At 59.1% G+C, this 16,072-nt stretch carries 17 protein-coding genes and 1 other RNA gene; 5 read left to right on the top strand and 13 right to left on the bottom strand.

Translation table 11 applies throughout. The features are described 5' to 3' along the window. A partial coding sequence (locus BJP07_RS11270) for a hypothetical protein (protein WP_218160236.1) occupies positions 1–261 on the top strand: 261 nt, incomplete at its 5' end. Between the two features lie 95 nt (positions 262–356). Here the strand turns inward: BJP07_RS11270 and BJP07_RS00130 are convergent. From BJP07_RS00130 to BJP07_RS11110, 6 genes are all read right to left on the bottom strand, one after another. Beyond that, positions 357–1,112: an ABC transporter ATP-binding protein gene (locus BJP07_RS00130; RefSeq protein WP_071565497.1), complete on the bottom strand. Its 756-nt coding sequence runs from the start codon at positions 1,110–1,112 to the stop codon at positions 357–359. Further along, a complete protein-coding gene (locus tag BJP07_RS00135; RefSeq protein WP_071565498.1) occupies positions 1,109–2,131 on the bottom strand; it encodes an iron chelate uptake ABC transporter family permease subunit in 1,023 nt (340 codons plus the stop codon). Before BJP07_RS00135 ends, BJP07_RS00130 begins: the two co-directional genes overlap by 4 nt. After that, positions 2,124–3,098, bottom strand: a complete 975-nt coding sequence (locus BJP07_RS00140; protein WP_071565499.1) for an ABC transporter permease — start codon at positions 3,096–3,098, stop codon at positions 2,124–2,126. The genes BJP07_RS00135 and BJP07_RS00140 overlap by 8 nt, the downstream gene beginning before the upstream one ends. Then, positions 3,098–4,120: a siderophore ABC transporter substrate-binding protein gene (locus BJP07_RS00145; protein ID WP_071565500.1), complete on the bottom strand. Its 1,023-nt coding sequence runs from the start codon at positions 4,118–4,120 to the stop codon at positions 3,098–3,100. The genes BJP07_RS00140 and BJP07_RS00145 overlap by 1 nt, the downstream gene beginning before the upstream one ends. A gap of 217 nt (positions 4,121–4,337) precedes the next feature. Further along, entirely contained in the window at positions 4,338–5,024 is a 687-nt protein-coding gene (locus BJP07_RS00150; RefSeq protein ID WP_071565501.1) for an NAD(P)H-binding protein, read from the bottom strand. Between the two features lie 92 nt (positions 5,025–5,116). After that, entirely contained in the window at positions 5,117–5,290 is a 174-nt protein-coding gene (locus tag BJP07_RS11110) for a hypothetical protein (protein ID WP_177222480.1), read from the bottom strand. Positions 5,291–6,256: 966 nt separating this feature from the next. Here BJP07_RS11110 and BJP07_RS10900 point away from each other — a divergent pair. Next, a complete protein-coding gene (locus BJP07_RS10900) occupies positions 6,257–6,460 on the top strand; it encodes a hypothetical protein (protein ID WP_143109608.1) in 204 nt (67 codons plus the stop codon). A 1,333-nt stretch (positions 6,461–7,793) separates the two neighbouring features. On the opposite strand, the gene ssrA is transcribed toward BJP07_RS10900, so the two are convergent. The 6 genes from ssrA to prfB all read right to left on the bottom strand — a co-directional run bounded on the left by ssrA (position 7,794) and on the right by prfB (position 12,147). Further along, positions 7,794–8,186: a transfer-messenger RNA gene (gene ssrA / locus BJP07_RS00155) on the bottom strand. A 67-nt stretch (positions 8,187–8,253) separates the two neighbouring features. Further along, positions 8,254–8,898 (bottom strand): SDR family oxidoreductase, encoded by a 645-nt coding sequence (locus BJP07_RS00160; protein ID WP_071565502.1) that lies wholly within the window; start codon positions 8,896–8,898, stop codon positions 8,254–8,256. 12 nt (positions 8,899–8,910) lie between these two features. Beyond that, a complete protein-coding gene (smpB, locus tag BJP07_RS00165; RefSeq protein ID WP_071565503.1) occupies positions 8,911–9,405 on the bottom strand; it encodes an SsrA-binding protein SmpB in 495 nt (164 codons plus the stop codon). A gap of 15 nt (positions 9,406–9,420) precedes the next feature. Beyond that, positions 9,421–10,323, bottom strand: a complete 903-nt coding sequence (ftsX, locus tag BJP07_RS00170; RefSeq protein ID WP_071565504.1) for a permease-like cell division protein FtsX — start codon at positions 10,321–10,323, stop codon at positions 9,421–9,423. Positions 10,324–10,325: 2 nt separating this feature from the next. Then, positions 10,326–11,018 (bottom strand): cell division ATP-binding protein FtsE, encoded by a 693-nt coding sequence (ftsE, locus tag BJP07_RS00175; protein ID WP_071565505.1) that lies wholly within the window; start codon positions 11,016–11,018, stop codon positions 10,326–10,328. A 25-nt stretch (positions 11,019–11,043) separates the two neighbouring features. Then, entirely contained in the window at positions 11,044–12,147 is a 1,104-nt protein-coding gene (gene prfB, locus BJP07_RS00180) for a peptide chain release factor 2 (protein ID WP_071565541.1), read from the bottom strand. A gap of 57 nt (positions 12,148–12,204) precedes the next feature. On the opposite strand from prfB, the gene BJP07_RS00185 reads away from it, so the two are divergent. After that, a complete protein-coding gene (locus BJP07_RS00185) occupies positions 12,205–13,017 on the top strand; it encodes an inositol monophosphatase family protein (RefSeq protein WP_071565506.1) in 813 nt (270 codons plus the stop codon). Beyond that, a complete protein-coding gene (gene hisN / locus BJP07_RS00190) occupies positions 13,001–13,789 on the top strand; it encodes a histidinol-phosphatase (RefSeq protein ID WP_071565507.1) in 789 nt (262 codons plus the stop codon). Before BJP07_RS00185 ends, hisN begins: the two co-directional genes overlap by 17 nt. Here hisN and BJP07_RS00195 read toward each other — a convergent pair. Continuing rightward, the gene (locus BJP07_RS00195; protein WP_255365864.1) at positions 13,786–14,643 is read right to left on the bottom strand and encodes a S1 family peptidase; all 858 of its coding nucleotides are present in this window, start codon (positions 14,641–14,643) and stop codon (positions 13,786–13,788) included. The two genes, hisN and BJP07_RS00195, sit on opposite strands and share 4 nt — an antisense overlap. Positions 14,644–14,815: 172 nt before the next feature. Between BJP07_RS00195 and BJP07_RS00200 the strand changes: the two genes are divergently transcribed. After that, complete coding sequence (locus BJP07_RS00200; RefSeq protein ID WP_071565508.1) at positions 14,816–16,048, top strand: DUF418 domain-containing protein; 1,233 nt, start codon at positions 14,816–14,818, stop codon at positions 16,046–16,048. The last annotated feature ends 24 nt before the right edge of the window (positions 16,049–16,072 follow it).

Below are 16,072 nucleotides of genomic sequence, written 5' to 3' on the forward strand. Positions count from 1 at the left end.
GGTTCAAGCATCACCACCGGCACACACCACTATCGTGGCACACAGCACGCAACCAACGTCAATGCAATCAAAAAAATAAAAAGTACATTGGCACACTATCGAGTTCTCAAACAACAACCGCACACCCAACAACCAACCCCACAAACAAGAGCCAGCGTCAAGCAGCTGAAACAAAGTTACACACCCATGAACACAAAGTCAAATCCAACCAAACCAGCCAGACTCGAAACCGCCCACAAGCAGCAACTTTATTCACTTTGATCATTCCCTCCAAGCGACTCAACCGCTCGTCGGCAACGAGGGATAACTTAACCACGAACAAACAAACAACACAAATCGCCTGCGTAACACGCGTTTTAGTGATATGTAGCTAGTGGCCCATCCGGCCCTTCAATCACGTGCACCGGCGTGTTGAAGATTTGCGTCAGTAGTTCGTCGTTCATGATCTCGCGCGGAGTCCCAAACGCGGCGATCTGACCATCCTTGGTAGCGCAGATGTAGTCGGCGTACTTCGCTGCGAAGTTGATGTCGTGCAGCACGATGATAATGGTCCGCCCGAAGTCCCTCGCGGCGGAGTACAAGTGCTTCATCATTTCCACCGAGTGTGCAATGTCAAGATTGTTTAGTGGTTCGTCGAGAAGAACATAGTCAGTTTCCTGGCAGAGCACCATCGCAACATAAGCGCGTTGGCGCTGCCCTCCTGAGAGTTGGTCCAGGTAACGATTCTCGAGTTCGTGGAGACCAAGGAAGTCGATGTACTTCGAGATGATCTGCTCGTCCTCGGGAGTGAGACGTCCATGGCTGTACGGGAAGCGCCCGAAGCCGACGAGTTGGCGGACCGTCAGGCGCGTCACAAAGTGGTTCTCCTGGCGCAAGATCGAGATGATCTTTGCGAGGTCTTTTGATTTGGCGCTGGTGACGTCCATGCGGCCGATTTCGACGGTGCCGGAGTCGATAGCTAGGAGACGCCCAATCATCGTGAGGAGCGTCGACTTCCCTGCGCCGTTCGGCCCAACGAGCGCGGTGATGCCGCCTGCGGGAATCTCGATGTTGACGGGTCCGATTTTGACGTCGTCGCCGTACTCTTTACGAACTTCTTTCAGCGTGATCATAAGCGTCCCTTCTTCAAGATGACTGCCAAAAAGGTGATGCCACCGACAAGCTCAATGATGATCGACACCACACCTTGCGCGTAAAACACGTGGTTCATGATGAAGTACGCGCCACTGAGCACACAGAATCCCAACAGCACAGCCATCGGGAAGATGTAGCGGTGGTCGTAGGTATCGCAGAATTGGTATGCGAGCGTCGCTACGAGGAACCCCAGGAACGTCATCGGCCCGACGAGTGCGGTCGAGACTGCCATCAGGATTGAGACCAGCACCAATGTGAAGATCGAGTGGAATCGGTGGCTCACGCCGAGGTTCACGGTCACGTCCCTGCCGAGTGCGAGGACGTTGAGGCGGCGTGAATTGAGGACCAACAGCGCGGTGGCGCCGAGCGCGAGTGGGATAGCGACCGGATAGTAGTCAGGATCGGCGTTGTTGACAGAGCCGAACAGTCGCGCCGTCAGGACGTCGAACTCGCTCGGCGTCAAGAGGCGCTGCATGAATGTTGACACGCTGCCCAGCCCGCCGCCGATCACGATGCCAACCAGCAGCATCGCGTGCATATTTGCGTGCTTCCCGGACAAAAGCCAGGCGTAGAGCACAAGGCTCAGGCCAACCATCAGCACCAATTGCAGCACAAACATTTGCAGCGTGTGGGCATTGTTCAAACCTGCTGCACCAAGGAAGAACACGGTGGAGGTATGGATCGACACGTAGAGGGCTTCAAAACCCATGATGGACGGTGTGATGATGCGGTTGTTCGTCACCGTTTGGAACGACACGGTCGCAACCGCCTGGCACAGCGCCACGATCGCCATCGCAATGACTGAGTTCAAACGGCGCCTCGCAATCAGCCAGTAGCCAGGTGTGCCGAAGTCCATGGGGTTGCCGTAGGCCAGCAAACCGGCGGTAAAGCAGACAGCGGCCACGATAAGGCACGCAAGAATGACCCAGTAGCGGGTTTTGCTCTTGCTGGATTGGAAGGCTCCGACGAAGCGGGCGTCGATAAGTGGTTTAGGCACGGCGACTTTGCCTCACGATCAAAAAGACGAAGACCACCGCACCGATGATGCCCAAGATGACGGACACCGGGATCTCGAACGGGGCGATGATCGTGCGGGCTAGCAAGTCACACACCGTGACGATGCCGATGCCGAGGAGGCAGACCCACGGAAGGTTGGAGCGCAGGTCGTCGCCACGCATCATGGAAACAATGTTGGGGACAATCAGCCCAAGGAAAGGAAGATTGCCGACGACCACCGTCACGACGCCCGCTGCGACCGCAACGAGGCTCGTGCCGACCAAGATGATGCGCCCGTAGTTGAGACCAATGTTCGTTGCGACGTCCTCTCCGAGGCCCGCGGCCGTGAGGCGGTCGGCGTAGAAGAACACGGCGACCACCACGGCGACGACGATCCACAACACCTCGTACTGCCCGGAAATCACCGAGGTAAATGAGCCAGCGAACCAGATCCCCAACGACTGAAGCAAGTCAGTTTGAAGCGCCCAAAATGTGGAGAATGCGCTGACAACTGCCCCCAGCATGATGCCGACGATCGGGACGATCAGGCTCGAACGCAGCGTCACCCTACGGAGAAATGCAAAGAAGACCATCGTCCCGATAAAAGCGAACGTGACGGAAATGATCATGCGTTGCAGGATCGTGCCGTCGGGTAAGTACACGTACGACGCCAGCAAGCCCAGGCCAGCCCACTCGGTGGTGCCCGTCGTGGTGGGTTCAACGAAACGGTTCTGTGTGAGCATCTGCATGATCAGACCGCTCATCGCCATCGCGGCGCCAGCAAGCACCAACGCGATAGTGCGCGGAACGCGGGTGGTTTTGAACATGTCCCAGCCGTCGTTTGAGCGGAAAACATCGTACTGGCCCACTAATAGGGACAGGACTAGCAGTACGACAATAATGACGAGACCCACCCCTAACTTCCAGTTGAGAAGTTTGGGGTGGGTGCGCGTACCCGGGTGCGCCATTACTTGGCGGCCTCCAGCTTGTCAGCGATCTCGTTCAGGATTTCGGTGTAGGTCAAGATTGACTCGTTGATGTAGGTGTCCTGCGGAGCCACATAGACGTGATTCTCCTTGATCGCGGTGACATTCTGCAGTGCGGCGGAGTCGCTCAGCACGCTCAGCGCAGCCGGAGACTCCCCTTCCTTCTTGATCGCCGCGTCGCGGTCGAGGGCGAAGATCCAGTCTGGGTTGGAATCCGCGATCGCCTCCACGGAAATGTCGTCACCCTTGTGGTCGCTCGACGCGTTTTCCACCTTCAACGCCGGAGTGAAGCCGACGAGGTCAAAGAGGGGGCCAAAGGTGCGGCCGATGCCCGGGGCAACATATCCGATTTCACCGCCAGAGACGTTGACAGCCATCACGGTCTGCGCTGGGTCGTATGCGTCGCGAACACGCTGTACTGCCTTGGTGAAGTCTTCGACGGTTTTCTCCGCTTCGGCCTGCTTACCGAAGATTTCGCCGAGCTCGAGGGTCTGGCGGATTAGCTCACGGTCGAACGGCTCGTCGTCGCGTGGCTCAAAGTCAACGAGCACTGCGTTCGGAACAAGCTTCTGGATCTCGTCGTCGTACTTTTCAAAGCGCTGGCCCGAGATGATGACGTCCGGATCAGACGCGACGATGATCTCCAGGTTCGGTTCCTTGTGATTGCCGATGTCCGCAATATCGTCATTGTCTCGCAGGCCCGGAACATCCTTCGAAACCAACTTCTTTGGCGCCGCAACTGGCTTTACACCCCAGGAGTCCAGAAGCTCGAAGGTACGGTTGTCGAGCGCGACAACGCGCTTCGGCGGAGTCGGCACAGTCTTTTCGCCATAGTTGTCGGTCACGGTCACGGTGCCGTTTTCCGCGGCAGCCGTCGTGGCGGAGGCGCTAGCCTGGGTCTCCGAAGTGGACGCGTTGTTCGACTCTGCTTCAGAGCAGGCGGTCAGCGTCATCGCTGCGGCGGCTGCAACAGCCACGATGGTCTTACGTGAAAAACGAATCATGTTGAAAAGTATCCTTGCTACTTATATCCAAGGGTAGGGTTACCTCACTCACCCTAAATCATCCATGAGAGTTAGGCAAGGCTTAGAGAAGAAAGTAATTATCGACGTCCCCCCTCCCCCTACCCCCGTGTCTTGTATCACCCCTGGCCAGAATGCGCCTACCCGGTATGATGACAGGCTCGTTAGATCGATCACAAGGGTAGGCATGCGCCGACCCCTAGATGTCTTTGACGCTCCCCTCGCCGTCGATGAACTCCAGCGGCGACGCCGGGAGGTTCTCGCGACCGACCACCTCGGTAACCACATCCGCGACTAGCTCCCGGGAAGTCCTCATGCTGCTGGTGCGCTCAGTATCGTCGTCCAGCACGGTAATGCCTCGGGCAGGCTCTTCGGTGAGCGTCGCTGGGCCAAGGATGAGGTAGTTGAGGTCCGTCGAATTCAGTTTATTGTCGACGGCCTTCTTCGACTCGACATACGCATACCACGACTCATCCGAAGGATCAGTCGTGTTCTCAGTAGCGCCGACGTACGAAATCATCACGTAAGCCGGTGCCTGTTTGCCTTCCGCAGCTAGCTTTTCCAGTCCAGCAATGGAAGCCAGGGCAGCGTCACGGTCGACCTCCCACGTCACTTCGGCGCCAGCGCGTCCACCGTTGCCGGCTCCCCACACCGCGACGTCGTACTGAGCAAGGAGCTCGGCCCAGGCATCAACGGAGATCTCGGTCAGATCTCGCAGGGCAGGGGTCGCTCCGAGCGCTTCAATATCGGCCGCCTGGTCGGGGTCGCGGATGAGGGAATGAATAGTGTGGCCAGCGGCAACGAGTTTTGGCGCCGCCAACAACCCCACCTTGCCGTGTCCACCGATGTACAGAACTTTCTTAGGTGCAGTCGTCGTTTCAGTCATGGGCGCCACTGTACGCGTCATCGGCTTTCGCCGACGGCTGGCCGAGATGTGAATCACGCTCAGACCCCTCAGTCGGTGGCAACGTCGCAATGTCAGCGCAAATTCATGAGCTCTTGTGCAGTTGGGCCAAGCTCGTCAGCAGACTCGTTGATCTCTTTCAACGCAACAACGACGGTGGGGACCGAATACCTTGCGGACGCGCTCGAGGGCTTCGGGAATGCCCAACCCGTCGGCGGCAGAACGTAAAATGACAGATTGTAATTCATGTCCTCGGTCCCAGTCCACGTAGTCTTCAAACCCAGATTCAGTGCAGGTAAGCACTTTGTCGTTGTTGGACTTCAGTGCTTTAACACTCTTTTCAACCCGCCACATCCACCCCGTCCCTGGGCAAGGCTCATCGGTTTTCGCTTCGTAACATGGCGTCAAATCATCTCCGAGCCCCATGTACCGGTAACGACCTTCACCATCATTGCTAGACATCCTGACCAAGCACCTACACTTCAATAGTCCTTAGCGCATCCTGAACACCTACTTTGTTACCTCCATACCGAGCCTGTCTCCCGGCCAGGAATTCTTCCTCATCGGGATAGTCGGACGGCCTTGTGTTCTTCCCTACCTACTCGTCCCAGCCCAAGTTCACGCCCTTGGTTCATTTCGGTAGTGTAAGTCGCAGTTCAATATAGACGAACTCGTCCTACCCGTACGTATACGTAGGCAAATACCCCCCCCCCGCTGTAAATTCCTGCCTTCGCCAAGCTTATCCACACTCAGGTCGAGCTCTTCTCCAATAGCGCCGCCAACAAGCTTCCGTTATCACCCCTTACACATGGCTTCCAACGGCTCATCGACTTGCGGTGTCCGTTCAATCGACGCCTCCAATCCATTGACTGCCCTCACTACAGGTGCAGGCTCTCGACGCACACCGCTCGGGCGGGCGTCAAAGAGTCGAATTTTCGCAACTCCCCAAGAAAGGACACCGATCACAAAACCTCAATACCCAGGGGCAAACGCCAAGAAAGTCCATGACGACAACGAACCGGCCGACCATAAGCACGTCCGGGGCATGAACAAGCCGCGCCTGCGCGACTATGTCCATTAATCGAGGGTAACCTCAAGACGCAAGGGGATAGCCAAATGATTAACCCTTAGTATAATTTTCGCGAACCTTACACAATGAACAATTTAAAACCGTATGTTCTAACTGGAAACCAAAATCAAGGAGAGGAGCACTCATGAGCGGGAAAGAGTTCTGGGGATCTTTTTTTGCCATAGTATCACTAAGCTTTCTAGGACTCTTCCTATCTGGGTTTTTCCAGGGACCCAATCCAACTAGCGTAACGGTGTTGGCAATCCTTGGCACCTTCATTATCTCAACGATTTTCTGGTTACCAACTCTCTATTTCATCAAAAAATATCAAGAAAAAGGAAAGGACTGATCCCAAAATGAAACGGCTATCGTCGTCCCTCTTGACCATTGCTTGCGTTATATCATTTAGCCATCCAATGGCCAATGCTTAAGAGAATCTTCCATCGCAAGAAAGTGACAAGTGCGCCTCTCATTCAACAGCGGAGAATTATCCAGAAGACTCCGGGCGTAAAGCTACAGCAGGCGAAAAGGAAATAATCAAAAAAGGTCTGCTAGATGGAACTATCCCACACATTGCCGACTTAGGCAAGGTTAACGTTAACAAGACGTTAACGGTAGGAAAAAATAACGAAACCGTCTATAGGGTTCCACTCTCTGGAGAATACGCCAATACTGATTACATCCTGGTCCACACTTTAAACAACACCATCAAGCGAGGAGCTGAAGTTCACATTGAGCAACTCAGCCCAAACGATGCACGCCTACAAGTTTGGGTGAACGGAAAATCAGAGTATGACAATGTGATCCGAGAATCGGAGGCTAACTACCAAACACGTGGTGTACGCGATGCTTGGAATGCGTTTGACAGCTGTCTAAATAATGCCGGTGTCCCTATGGCTGTTGTTACTGCCATCTCAATCGCATGTGGGCTTCTTGCACCTCCTACAGCAGGTGCAGGTGTGCCTCCTTGTATAATTGGAGCTGCAGGCGCCTTTGCTGGGACCGTTAGTTTTTGTTATGGAAAAGCGCTTAAAGCCCTTTCGTACTGTTCAAAACAGCATAGATGAAAGAAAGGATTCACTCAATCGAGAAGACGACTGTACCGGTTGTCTTTTCTACGTTATGCGCCACAGTTACGAGCTGTGTAACAGAAAGCGTCTGATGGCGTTGGGCTCTGACGCCCTAGCTGGCAGACACCTCTGATCCCGGCCGTGTTCGGTCGGGAAAATGATCCACTTTTATATCCAGCAAGATCTGTTCAGATCAGTTCAAGCGCGACGAGAACGCGATGTACAACAACGATCCACGCGTTTCACTCAAAGTCGCAGTCGAGACCTGAGACATCAACCGCACCACACTTCACACGTGTGCCGACGGGTACTGCACTGGCGCAAAAACCAAAATTCCAACGTTTGCACATGCTGGGCGTGCCCCATGCAACTCACTGCCCAATGCAGAAAAATGCGCCAGCTTTACCAGGAAAACGCGCTGCTAAACGAAGAACGCAATAGCTTGCTTGCGAAAGGCAGCCAAAAATTTCATGCAAGAGACTGACCAGTTATCCGCCTTTGACATGTCGACAACCGCGACACCGATTTCTCGGTCAAGCCGTCAAGCCGCCCCCATTCTGGCCACAAATAAGAACAAACCCCCAGGCCCGTGAGGGTCTGGGGGTTTGTGTTCAGTGGAGCCGCCGGGAATTGAACCCGGGTCCTTCACCACCGCGCCAGGGCTTCTCCGTGCGCAGTTCGCGCACTGCCTCTGCTCGGCCCTCCGGATCAGGCAAACATGTCCGGATGACGGGCCCAGTCAGTGAAAAATGTCCCTTCCGAGGCCCCACTGACAGGGCCGGAAGGCAAGCCCCCCTAAGTCGACGCCAGGTACCGGGTCGGGGGCATCCCCGGCCTGACGGACACGCAGGTCGCTGAACCTTTCTAATTAGGCAGCGAGGGCGTAGTCACGCTGAGAGTTCTTCTCTGCGTTTATTGGTTGCTACGACGCTTACGGTGGTCTCTAGCCTGCACCGGCACGCTTCCCCTGGCTTAGTCGATGAAGTCGAAACCAGAATCGACCCCTCGTACTACGGGAACCGTAGAAGCACCACTGTAGCCGACAATCGCGCTCCCGCGCAAGGGCCCCGACCTACGCGCTTGGGGTGATGCGCAGGAATTCGACCACGGCATCGGGGCCGGCGTCGACGGCGAGGCGTGCGGCCTTCGCCACGAACTGTGGCGGCATCTTTGGGCCGTTCGTGTCGCCGTGGAGCATGTCGGTGTCAGTGCGTCCTGGGTGCAGGGAGGTCACGCGCACGGAACCGGCTTCCTCCAGGCGAAGGGAATCGGTGAAGCCGCGCAGGCCGAATTTGGAGGCGCAGTAGGCGGAGTTGCCGTCGATACCAAAGAAACCGGCACCGGAGTTGATGGTCAGGATGAGGCCGTTGCGGCGACGCAGCGCGGGCAAGAGCGCCTTCGTCAGCAGCATCGGCGCGATCACGTTGACTTCCATCGTGCGACGCAGGTCGGCTTCGGAAAGGTCGGTGAGGCGGGCGGGCGTCATGACGCCTGCGGCGAGCACGAGCACGTCGAGCTCTTGAATGTTCGACGCAGCCTCCACCAGTGCGGCGCTGTCCGTCAGGTCGACCTCGAAGGGCTCCGCGCTGGGCAGTGCGCTGACGACCTCGGAGGCGTCGCGGGAGGCGCCGACGTAGACGTGGTGGTCGCGGCCGAGTTCCTCTGCGATCGCGCGACCGATACCGCGGGAGGCACCTGTGACCAGTGCTTGCTTCATGACGGTTCCTCCTTAGGCTTTGATGCCCTTGAACTTCCGGCCGAGGTCGCGGGCGATTTCACGGTCCTCGGTGCGACGTTTGATGGCTTGTCGCTTGTCGTAGTCCTGCTTACCTTGCCCCAGGCCAAGCTCGACTTTCGCGCGACCGTCTTTGAGGTAGAGCGAGAGCGGGATGAGGGTGCGGTTGCCGTCGTGAAGTTTGCCCTGCAGGGAGTCGATTTCGCGGCGGTGCATGAGCAGCTTACGGGTCCGGCGTGGGGGGTGGTTCGTCCAGTGCCCTTTTGAGTACTCCGGGATGTGCATGTTGCGCAGCCAGACCTCGCCGTTATCGATGGTGGCGAACGCCTCGACCAGCGACACCCTGCCTTCGCGCAGCGACTTAATCTCGGTGCCGACAAGCACGATGCCGGCCTCCCAGGTGTCCAGGATGTTGTAATCGTGCCGCGCTTTCCGGTTCGTCGCGAGGACCCCGGTGTTGCTCAGCTTCTGTTTCTTCTTCTTGCCCATAGGCGTTCCACCCTACTACTTCCGCACGTAGCTGCGCAGTGCCACCTGAGCTGCGAGTGCACCGATGACGACGGCTCCGAGGCCGACGAGCGGCATCACTGTCATGACGGCGGAGTCGGGGACGCGGGCAACGAGTTGGGAGGCGTAGAGGTCGCCGAGCATCGGGTCCACCAGCGAGCGCTTCCCCACCCACGCCAGCACGGTGGCAAGCACCGCGCCGATCAGCACGGAGAGCACGGCTTCCAGCACGAACGGGGCCTGGGTGAACCAGCGGGATGCGCCAACCATGCGCATAATCGCGATCTGCTCGCGGCGGTTGTACGCGGCGAGCTGGACCATGTTCACAATCAGGAACAGCGCGGCCAGCGCCTGCGCGGCCGCGACGACGAAGGTCACGTTGCGGAAGGTGTCCATGGTGCCGGCGGCTTCGCGGACGGTGTCGGCTTGGTCGCTGATCATGGCGACTTGCGGCATGTCGCGGATGGCGTCGATAGGTGTGATGTCGGACGGGTCCTTGAGTCGCACGTGCAGTGCGGCGGGCAGCGCGTCCGGGGAGGTTTCGCGCACGAGGTCCGGCTCGGAGTCCTGGAAGAGCTCCACGAAGCGTTCGTAGGACTGCTCGCGGGAACGGAAGGTCACCTGTTCGACGCGGTCGTCGGCTTGCAGGGTGTCGCGGACCTCGCGGCAGGCTTCCGAGGAGCAGTCGTTATCCTCGGCGGAGATGGTTTCATCGAGTTCCACCATGACTTCGACGCGGTCGAGGTAGAGGTCCTTTGTTGCGGTCGTTGCCTGCGAAATCAGGATGCCGGCGCCGACGAGCACGAGTGAGAGCGCGGTGGTGATGATGAGCGCGATGGTCATCGTGAAGTTGCGCCCGAGGCCGCGGAGGCCTTCGCGGAAAATGAAGTTCCAGTTCATGCTTATCCCCTCACGGTTCCGTAGACGCCGTTGGCGTCGTCGCGAACAAGTTTGCCCAGGTGCAGTTCCATGACGCGCTGGCGCATCTCGTTGACGGCGCGCGCGTTATGGGTGGACATCACGACGGTGGTACCCAGGCGGTTGATGCGCGCGAGCAACGCCATGATTTCGTCGGCGGTAGCGGGGTCGAGGTTGCCGGTGGGCTCGTCGGCGAGGACGAGTGGGGGCTTATCGACGAACGCTCGCGCGATTGCGACGCGTTGCTGCTCGCCACCTGACAGTTCGTGTGGCATACGGTTCGCTTTCGCATCCAGTCCGACCAACTCGAGGGCCTCCGGCACCAGCTTTGCTATGCGCTGCTTCTTCTTCCCGATCACCTCGAGCGCGAACGCCACGTTGTCGTAGACGTTCAGCTTGGGAAGCAGTCGGAAGTCTTGAAAAACATAGCCGATGGACTGGCGCAGCAGGTTCACCTTGCTGCCCTTGAGGGCGTTGACGTGGAAGTCGTCGAAGTGGATGTCCCCCGAGGTCAGGTTTTCCTCACGGATCATCAGCTGCAGCAGCGTCGACTTTCCGGAACCGGACGGGCCGATGAGAAAGACGAAGTCGCCGTCGGCAATTTCGAATGAGACATCGTCGAGTGCTGGTCGTGTGGACGTCGGGTAGACCTTCGTCACGTTGGAAAAAGTGATCACCCGCTACACACTACTACTTCTTCTGTTACTCCTGTGGCTGAAGTTGCTCCATCCGCCAGCGGATGCCGGACTCCAGGAAGCCATCGATATCGCCGTCGAGTACCTTCTGCGGGTCGCCTACCTCGTAATTCGTGCGCAGGTCTTTCACCATCTGGTACGGGTGCAGCACGTAGGAGCGCATCTGGTTGCCCCAGCTGGCGTTGCCGCCCGCGCCAAGAGCGTCCATCTCGGCCTTTTCCTCCATGCGCTTCTTCTCCAGGAGCTTGGACTGCAGCACGTTGAGCGCGGACGCCTTGTTCTGGATCTGCGATTTCTCGTTCTGGCAGGTCACCACGATGCCGGTCGGGATGTGCGTGATGCGTACCGCCGAGTCCGTGGTGTTCACCGACTGCCCGCCGGGACCCGAGGAGCGGTAGACGTCCACGCGAATCTCGCTGTCGGGGATCTCAATCGAGTCGGTGTGCTCGACGACTGGCAGCACCTCCACCTCAGCAAACGAGGTCTGGCGTCGCGCCTGGTTGTCGAACGGCGAGATGCGCACCAGCCGGTGCGCGCCCTGCTCGACGGAAAGCTGGCCGTACATATATTCACCGTGCACCACGAAGGTCGCCGACTTGATCCCGGCTTCCTCGGCGTAGGAAATGTCGTACACGTCTACCTTGTGGCCGTGCTTTTCCGCCCAGCGGATGTACATGCGCATGAGCATCTCCGCCCAGTCAGCAGCATCGACGCCGCCGGCACCGGAACGGATATTGACGACGGCTTCGCGCTCGTCGTACTCACCCGACAGCATCGTCTGCACTTCCAAGGAGTCGACGTCCGCTTCGAGCGAATCGAGTTCGTCGTCTGCGAGCGAAGGATCGCCTTCCTCTTCGGCGAGTTCGTACATGACGGGGAGGTCGTCGATACGCGAGCGCAGGCTCGTGACCTTCTTCAGACGAGCCTGGACGCTGGAGAGCTCCGAGGTGACCTGCTGCGCGTGGGCGGGGTCGTCCCAGAGGCTCGGGTCACCGGCCTGCTGCTCGAGTTCTTTGATGCGCAGGGCCATTTCGTCGAGGTCCATGACCTTTTCGATGGTGGTCAACGTGGCGTCAATACGTTTCATTCGAGCGAGCGTCTCCGGTTGCATACCGTCGAAGTCTAGACGACGCCCCAAAAATTGCGCGCACAGCCCCATAATGGGTACATGACTTCTTTCATTGAGCAACATCAACACTCTGATGACGCAACGCTGGCCGCCGCATTGGTGGAGCATGCGGGCGCGCTTGCGCTGCGGATGCGGGAGGAAGGCCTTGCGACGGATTACAAAACCTCCATTTCTGACGTAGTGACGGAAGCCGACCGTGCCGCCGAACGCTTTGTCGCGGAGACGCTCGCGGCGCTGCGCCCGGACGACGGTGTCCTCGGCGAGGAAGGTGCTTCCAAGCAGGGCGCCTCTTCGCGGACGTGGGTGATTGACCCCGTCGATGGCACGTTCAACTTCACGCAGGGCTCTGACTACTTCTGCTCGGCGCTGGCGCTGGTGGAGGGTGCCCCCTCAGACCCGGCACGGGTCTTAATTGGCGCGGTGCATCGCCCGGCAATGAAGACGACGTGGCTTGCCCACGACGGCATTGCGACGCGCAACGGCAAGCGCCTGCCGAATCTCGAGTCGGCGTCGCTGCCTTCGCAGGGACTGGTGACCTACCTGCACCCGACGTTCATGCGGGATGACGCCATCCGTAACGCCTGGTTGCGCGCGGTGCGTGACGCGGCAACGATCCGCATGTGGGGCGCGGGCTCCGTGGATTTGTCCAATATCGCCAGCGGCCAGCTGGGGGGCTGGCTGCAGCATTCGGTTGCTGATTGGGACTGGTTGCCGGGCAAGGCGCTCATCGAGGCTGTCGGTGGCGTGGCAAAGAAGGTGCCCGCAGGCGGGGTGACCTGGTGCATTGCCGGAAACTCGCAAATTGTGTCGGACATTGAAGCTAGGCTTACTGAGCATGACGAATCTTTATGACGATGACCTTGCCCTTGCCCTCGAACTTGCGGATGCTGCCGACGCGATCACGCTCGACCGCTTCGAGGCCTCCGACCTGAAGGTGAAGTCGAAGCCGGATATGACCCCGGTCTCCGACGCCGATGTTGCTGTCGAGGAGGTGCTGCGTGAGCGCCTCGCCGAGGCACGCCCGGGCGACTCGATCGTCGGCGAGGAGTTCGGCGGTGAGACGATCTTCGAGGGCCGCCAGTGGGTCATCGACCCGATCGACGGCACGAAGAACTTCGTCCGCGGTGTCCCCGTATGGGCAACGTTGATTTCACTGCTTGTCGACGGCCAACCAGTCTTAGGAGTCGTTTCCGCCCCGGCGCTCGTGCGCCGCTGGTACGCGGCCCAGGGCTCCGGTGCGTGGCGGACGTTCAACAAGGGCAGCCTGAAGCGCCTCGAGGTTTCTCACGTCGGTGAACTTGCGGACGCGTCCCTGGCGATGTCTTCGCTTGAGGGGTGGAAGGCCCGCGGCCTGCAGGAGAACTTCATTGCGCTCAGCGAGCGCACCTGGCGCCTGCGTGGCTACGGGGATTTCTTCGGTTACTGCCTGGTGGCGGAGGGCGCCGTCGATATTGCTGCGGAGCCGGAGGTGTCCGTCTGGGACCTCGCTGCCCTGTCAGTCCTGGTCACCGAGGCGGGCGGCACGTTCAGCTCACTCGCCGGTGAGCCTGGGCCGCACGGCGGCGACGCGATCGCCACGAACGGGCTGCTGCACGACGCAGCGCGGAAGGTGATCGGCGTCTAAGGCAGCCGGAAGCCGTTGTTCAGGGTGGATAGCACCGCGTCGAGCCGGACGGCGCCCGTCGGCGCGTGAATCACACCCTGCAGCGGGCTGTGGCACGAGACATCAAACGGTGATGGGAGCACCCCACCGTTCAGGATGCCGACCAGGCGGTCGCCCACCACCACGGGTGCGCCCGAGTCGCCCTGCATGGCGCAGGTGTGGGAGATGTTCATGGATTCCCAGTCGTGCAGTGTCGCACCGCACGTCCAGCCGGAGGCTACGCCTTGCTTGCACACGATATTGCCGGGCTTTACTGGCTTGCTGCCGAGGTGGTTGATGCGAACACCGTTGTAGGAGCGCGTGACCTCCGCGTTCGACCCCAGCTCGATCAGCGCGTAGTCGAGGTCACGGTTGACGTCCACGATGGTGCCGGAGGGCCCGACCTGCCAGGAGTCGGCGGAGGTGACGGCGTCGCCAACTTCGCCGCAGTGCCCCGCGGTCAGGGCGTACTTGTGCCCTTTATCGTCGTAGCCAGCCACGGCGACGGTACACATTGATTCAGTGCCGTCCGTGCGCTTGACGTAAATCGGGGTGCTCGGCCCGTAGAGGGAATTTCCGCGCGTGAGTGCCTGGTTCGATGCTTCCGGGATCCTTGGTGCATCGTGGAAGGAGCCGGGTACGCGGTGCAGCACATAGTCAGTCCAAGGTTTTCCGGCGAGGAGCTTCGAAGCGGCGTCGCTACGCCAGACGTAGTTTGGGTCGACGTTACCCTCATACACCGAGCGCACTTGCGCATTCGCGGGCAACGCCGCTGCCAACCCAGCGACCGCGATTCCAACCCCAGCAACGAGCGCACAGACTCGGCGCAGCAACATAGGCACCCTTCCACTCCAACCACAGACGTTTCTTGTGTAACACAATGCCACCTTTCGCACTGTTTTGCCCCATCGGCACGGAAAGCAGTGCACATTCGGGTGTTGCGACTGACCATCAGGGGTTCCGGGCGACGCTTGATGCGTACCGGTCCCTGCCGTACGCTTTGACTACATGCGCAACGATCATCGACAGCAACGGCTCGTCGTCCCGGATATCGCGCGAGGCCTCGCGTTGCTTGGTATTGCCGTCGCCAACGCGATCTCCTACTGGCTTGTCCCCCTGAGTACAACAGTCACTGGCAACCACCCCGGGACGGTAGCCGACCAGGCCGCGACTGTTTTCGCGGCGATGTTCGTGCATGTTCGCGGGCTGCCGATGTTCTCGACACTCTTGGGTTTCGGCTTCGGGTTGGTCACGGCGAGCTTGGCGCGTAAGGGCTACCCGAAGGCAGCCGCCCGGCGCGTACTCGCGCGACGCTACGGGTTCCTCGCGCTCTTCGGTGTGGCGCACATGTGGCTGTTGTTCAGTGGCGACATCATGTTGACCTACGGGCTTATCGGTGTGCTGATGGCGCTGCTTGTGAACGTTCGCTCGGGCGCGCTCTACATCATCTCTGGAACCATTTTGGGACTGTCGTGCCTCATATACACGCTGATCGCCATTCTCTTCTTTGGCTCACCACTGGATCTCATGGCGCCAGCGCCGGACACCAGCTCCTTTGCTGCATACTTTGCCGACAACCAAGAATTCGCGTTCTATATGACGCTCTCGCAGCCCCTCGTGGTAATCCAGCTGGGCGCTCTTTCCCTGATTGGTTTTGTGTGGGCGCGTGACGGTGTGCTCACTGACGTGAAGAAGCACGCGCGGACGCTGTGGGTGTGGGTCGGGGTGACCGTTGCAGTTGTGGTTGCGATTGGTATCCCACTTGGTCTTGCACAGCTGGGCATCCTTCCAGCGTCAACGGCTACATTTTGGTCAATTCTGAACCAAAGTTTCGGGCTCCTCACCGGTCCCGGCATCCTAGCCGCATTTGCGCTGGCGACGCAGCACTGGAACCAGCAGCCACCCCGCTGGACCATGCCGATTATCGCGCTGGGAAAGCGCTCCATGTCCGGCTACCTCTTGCAAACGTTCGTGTTGCTCCCAACCGCTGTGTGGGCCAGCTCCGCGTGGTTGCCTAGCCTCGGCGAATTCCGCCCAATGCTGCTTGGGGCCGCTGTGTGGCTGTTGTCTGTGGCGCTCGCCGCCACGCTTGAGCACTTCGACAAGCAAGGCCCATTCGAGGCGCTCCATCGCCACCTCTCGTACGGCCGAACCGGCCGCATCGAACCGTACCAAGACCCCGCACACCGAAAGGCTGCCCCTCATGAGCACGCACCGAATCCAGGTAGCACCGCTTTCTGAGCTCACTTCACTCGAGGCGTTTGA

This window comes from Corynebacterium sp. NML130628, assembly GCF_001875665.1.
Lineage (GTDB): Bacteria > Actinomycetota > Actinomycetes > Mycobacteriales > Mycobacteriaceae > Corynebacterium.

What these genes read in the sequence shown, in the direction of transcription:
- BJP07_RS00145 (WP_071565500.1), bottom strand. Translation starts at nt 4,120, where the DNA reads ATGATTCGTTTTTCACGTAAGACCATCGTGGCTGTTGCAGCCGCCGCA.
- BJP07_RS11110 (WP_177222480.1), bottom strand. Translation starts at nt 5,290, where the DNA reads ATGAATTACAATCTGTCATTTTACGTTCTGCCGCCGACGGGTTGGGCA.
- BJP07_RS00200 (WP_071565508.1), top strand. Translation starts at nt 14,816, where the DNA reads ATGCGCAACGATCATCGACAGCAACGGCTCGTCGTCCCGGATATCGCG.
- smpB (WP_071565503.1), bottom strand. Translation starts at nt 9,405, where the DNA reads ATGGGCAAGAAGAAGAAACAGAAGCTGAGCAACACCGGGGTCCTCGCG.
- prfB (WP_071565541.1), bottom strand. Translation starts at nt 12,147, where the DNA reads ATGCAACCGGAGACGCTCGCTCGAATGAAACGTATTGACGCCACGTTG.
- BJP07_RS00160 (WP_071565502.1), bottom strand. Translation starts at nt 8,898, where the DNA reads ATGAAGCAAGCACTGGTCACAGGTGCCTCCCGCGGTATCGGTCGCGCG.
- BJP07_RS10900 (WP_143109608.1), top strand. Translation starts at nt 6,257, where the DNA reads ATGAGCGGGAAAGAGTTCTGGGGATCTTTTTTTGCCATAGTATCACTA.
- ftsX (WP_071565504.1), bottom strand. Translation starts at nt 10,323, where the DNA reads ATGAACTGGAACTTCATTTTCCGCGAAGGCCTCCGCGGCCTCGGGCGC.
- BJP07_RS00150 (WP_071565501.1), bottom strand. Translation starts at nt 5,024, where the DNA reads ATGACTGAAACGACGACTGCACCTAAGAAAGTTCTGTACATCGGTGGA.
- BJP07_RS00140 (WP_071565499.1), bottom strand. Translation starts at nt 3,098, where the DNA reads ATGGCGCACCCGGGTACGCGCACCCACCCCAAACTTCTCAACTGGAAG.
- BJP07_RS00185 (WP_071565506.1), top strand. Translation starts at nt 12,205, where the DNA reads ATGACTTCTTTCATTGAGCAACATCAACACTCTGATGACGCAACGCTG.
- BJP07_RS00130 (WP_071565497.1), bottom strand. Translation starts at nt 1,112, where the DNA reads ATGATCACGCTGAAAGAAGTTCGTAAAGAGTACGGCGACGACGTCAAA.
- hisN (WP_071565507.1), top strand. Translation starts at nt 13,001, where the DNA reads ATGACGAATCTTTATGACGATGACCTTGCCCTTGCCCTCGAACTTGCG.
- BJP07_RS00195 (WP_255365864.1), bottom strand. Translation starts at nt 14,643, where the DNA reads ATGTTGCTGCGCCGAGTCTGTGCGCTCGTTGCTGGGGTTGGAATCGCG.